We start from the raw sequence: 2,579 nt of genomic DNA, 5'->3' as shown, positions 1-2,579 counted from the left end.
AGGATGGGTGATAAGCCGCTGTTGTCTGACGGTTCAAACGGGAAGAAAGTCAGCAGATGTTGTGATATATTTAAACGAATAGGCTTACTATGAGACTGAATTGGACGACGAGTCTGGTCGTTTAATGGGCCAAAATAGATAAGTCATTGAAGGCGAGGTGAGACCATGAAAAGCAATCCCCTTAATAATAAGGTGTGGGACTCCGTAGTACGCGGTTTTGCTCAACCAGACATTTATCCCCAGTGCTGCCGCACTCGGTATAAAATGCTTTAACGTTATATGCCTAAAGGATCGTATCAATTATGGAAGAAGTAGCAGAAGGATTAGGTCGAGGTTTCTTTAGATTAATCAAATGGATCATTATTGATGCATTTATAGAGTTTTTTATTCATGGTTATGGGTACGTTACTTTAAAGATTATTACTATTGGTAAGTATCCTAAACCAAATCAAAATAATGATGGTCTTTGTATTGTTGCTGGTATTGTTTCAATTGCCGTGACAATCGGTATTATAATGTTGTTTAATTCTAAATAGGCATATAACAAGTCATTCAAGCAGGACAAATAACAGCTGGCTATTTGCTCCTTCGTCGCTTATTTTAGCCAACTATTATTTGCCTCTTAATGGGGCGTTACTAGATTAATTTAGGAACCATATGAAAGAATATAGATTTAAAGTGCTTCGGGAAGGTGATGCTCTTTATTCATTTGACGGCAAAGAGTTGATTGTCAAAGAAGAAAGTGGGAGCTTAAGAGTTTATAAAGTTTTTGGCTTTGATCTGGGCGAGCCAATTTTTTCTAAACAGTTTGAAGAGTTAGCAGTCCACACTGCTAGCCAGTTTAACGACCAAGCGATTGTTATTGAAAAATCAGGAAAACTTGTTATTTACAAGGTTGAGGGCTTCAAAAACAAAATCCCAATATTAAACCATGATTTTGTAATCTTACTTAGTAAAGGCATAGGCAAAATAGAAGTTTACGATTCAGAATTTCGCATTAGTGTTCAACTTCCTGCTAAAGAGAGTTGCTAGCTATGTCTGATGATGAAAAGTGGGCAACTAATGTAGCCTTTGTAGGAGATGAAGAAACTGTAAAAAAAATCTTAAAAAAATTAGGCCAACTAGAAGAAAGTGGCGAAATTGAAGATTTAACTGGAATTGAAGGGCCATTTGATTCTCTTCAGCCAATGCTTAAACGTAGAGTAGAAAATTTAGCTCTTGGTGTTAACGAGGACCTCACTCCAGCACAAATAGAAGTAACACCACAAGCATCTGATGAGCCCGAAGAAGAATGGTTTGACGATGATGATATTCCATTAGATGACGACTGGTTTGAGGATGAAGATGAGTAGACCTTATGACCACCGGAAGGCACAAAATCAGAGGAGAATTATTGATCTTGAAATTTGTCAACTGTGTGCTTCGACAAACAGGGTTCAAGCCCACCATATCTTTGAATATGCAAAAGGTGGCCCATCGACAGTCGAGGGTATGATTAGTCTTTGTCTAGATTGCCATCAAAGAATGGTTCATAAAGATAGTCGTATTCGGATTAAAAAAACCGAAAACAGGATAACTACTTTTGGGCGCGGTGGTAAGTAACATAACAAGAGACTGTGGTTCCAAGTCAATCGTTTAAGCTAATTTTTCATCCCATAGTTCACCATTTTTTACCATGGTGTTGAGGATGGTAATCATCTTTCTCATACACGCAATAAGTGCTACTTTTTTAGGTTTTCCTTTGGCAACCAAACGCTGATATTCGTGCTTGAATTTATCGTTAGATTGTATCGTCGACATCATGGCCATGAACATGACCGTTCGGATTCTGGCTCGTCCTCCTCGTATGCGTCTTTTGCCACGATAAGCACCACTTTCTCTATTCATCGGCGCGAGACCTACCAATGCTGCTATTTCTTTACGATTAAGTTGACCTAGTTCTGGCAGATCGCTGAGGAGTGTATAAGCGAGGACTTTACCCACGCCTTTTACACTTAAGAGAATGGCTAAGGTTTTGCTCCAATCGGGTGTCTCATCGATCAGTTTATCCAGCTTTTCTTCGACCCATACGATTTCTTTTTGTAGGTTTTTTATCACTCGTTGGATGGATGCCTTTATTTCTTTAGGCATAATGCTGTCCCTGTTTTTCTCCATGGTTCGTATATCGATTAGCTGACTTCGCCTAGCGAGTAAGTCACTGATCTGTTGTATGTTGTCTGCTTTTATTTCAGTTAACCGGGGTTTTAAAGCTTCACCATAATGAGCGATCATTTGCGCATCTAGTTTATCTGTTTTAGCTAGCTTTCCAGTGGATGCTGCAAACTTATGTACCTGGAGTGCATTGGCTACAACAATGGGTAAGTTTGCTTTGGTTGCAGCGCAAGCTAAAGGCAGTTCTAAGCGCCCTGTGGCTTCGATGATGATGCGTGTGGGTTGATAAGCTTTGATTCGTTTCAGGGCTTCTTTGATCCCCTGAGAATTGTTTTCGACACTAAAATAATCGCCAACAGGACGTACGTAAATATCCAATTGTGTTTTGCTAGTATCGATCCCTACATTGATTTCTTGCTCAATATTCA

General features: G+C 39.4%; 5 protein-coding genes. 4 read left to right on the top strand and 1 reads right to left on the bottom strand.

Going from position 1 to position 2,579, the window contains the following annotated elements; genetic code table 11:
* The first annotated feature begins 302 nt into the window (after window positions 1-302).
* The 4 genes from DKT75_RS04745 (at window position 303) to DKT75_RS22465 (ending at window position 1,602) form a co-directional block, all read left to right on the top strand.
* Entirely contained in the window at window positions 303-536 is a 234-nt protein-coding gene (locus tag DKT75_RS04745) for a hypothetical protein (protein ID WP_109822293.1), read from the top strand.
* Window positions 537-657: 121 nt separating this feature from the next.
* The gene (locus DKT75_RS04740) at window positions 658-1,032 is read left to right on the top strand and encodes a hypothetical protein (RefSeq protein WP_109822292.1); all 375 of its coding nucleotides are present in this window, start codon (window positions 658-660) and stop codon (window positions 1,030-1,032) included.
* Window positions 1,033-1,034: 2 nt separating this feature from the next.
* Window positions 1,035-1,352 carry a hypothetical protein gene (locus DKT75_RS04735; protein ID WP_109822291.1) on the top strand — a complete coding sequence of 106 codons (318 nt, stop codon included), beginning with the start codon at window positions 1,035-1,037 and terminating at the stop codon, window positions 1,350-1,352.
* Window positions 1,321-1,602: an HNH endonuclease gene (locus tag DKT75_RS22465; RefSeq protein WP_109822290.1), complete on the top strand. Its 282-nt coding sequence runs from the start codon at window positions 1,321-1,323 to the stop codon at window positions 1,600-1,602. The genes DKT75_RS04735 and DKT75_RS22465 overlap by 32 nt, the downstream gene beginning before the upstream one ends.
* Before the next feature lie 33 nt (window positions 1,603-1,635).
* Here the strand turns inward: DKT75_RS22465 and DKT75_RS04725 are convergent, their stop codons facing one another.
* On the bottom strand, window positions 1,636-2,574 hold the full coding sequence (locus DKT75_RS04725) for an IS110 family RNA-guided transposase (RefSeq protein WP_109822294.1): 939 nt from the start codon (window positions 2,572-2,574) through the stop codon (window positions 1,636-1,638).
* Between the last annotated feature and the right edge of the window lie 5 nt (window positions 2,575-2,579).

It is taken from the genome of Leucothrix arctica (assembly GCF_003172895.1).
Lineage (GTDB): Bacteria > Pseudomonadota > Gammaproteobacteria > Thiotrichales > Thiotrichaceae > Leucothrix > Leucothrix arctica.
The sequence above is the reverse complement of the archived record's forward strand: the minus strand, read 5'-3'. Positions and strand labels throughout refer to the sequence as shown.

Excerpts from the sequence above, each read along its gene's own strand:
- DKT75_RS04745 (WP_109822293.1), top strand. The coding sequence starts at position 303 with ATGGAAGAAGTAGCAGAAGGATTAGGTCGAGGTTTCTTTAGATTAATC.
- DKT75_RS04740 (WP_109822292.1), top strand. The coding sequence starts at position 658 with ATGAAAGAATATAGATTTAAAGTGCTTCGGGAAGGTGATGCTCTTTAT.
- DKT75_RS04735 (WP_109822291.1), top strand. The coding sequence starts at position 1,035 with ATGTCTGATGATGAAAAGTGGGCAACTAATGTAGCCTTTGTAGGAGAT.
- DKT75_RS22465 (WP_109822290.1), top strand. The coding sequence starts at position 1,321 with ATGACGACTGGTTTGAGGATGAAGATGAGTAGACCTTATGACCACCGG.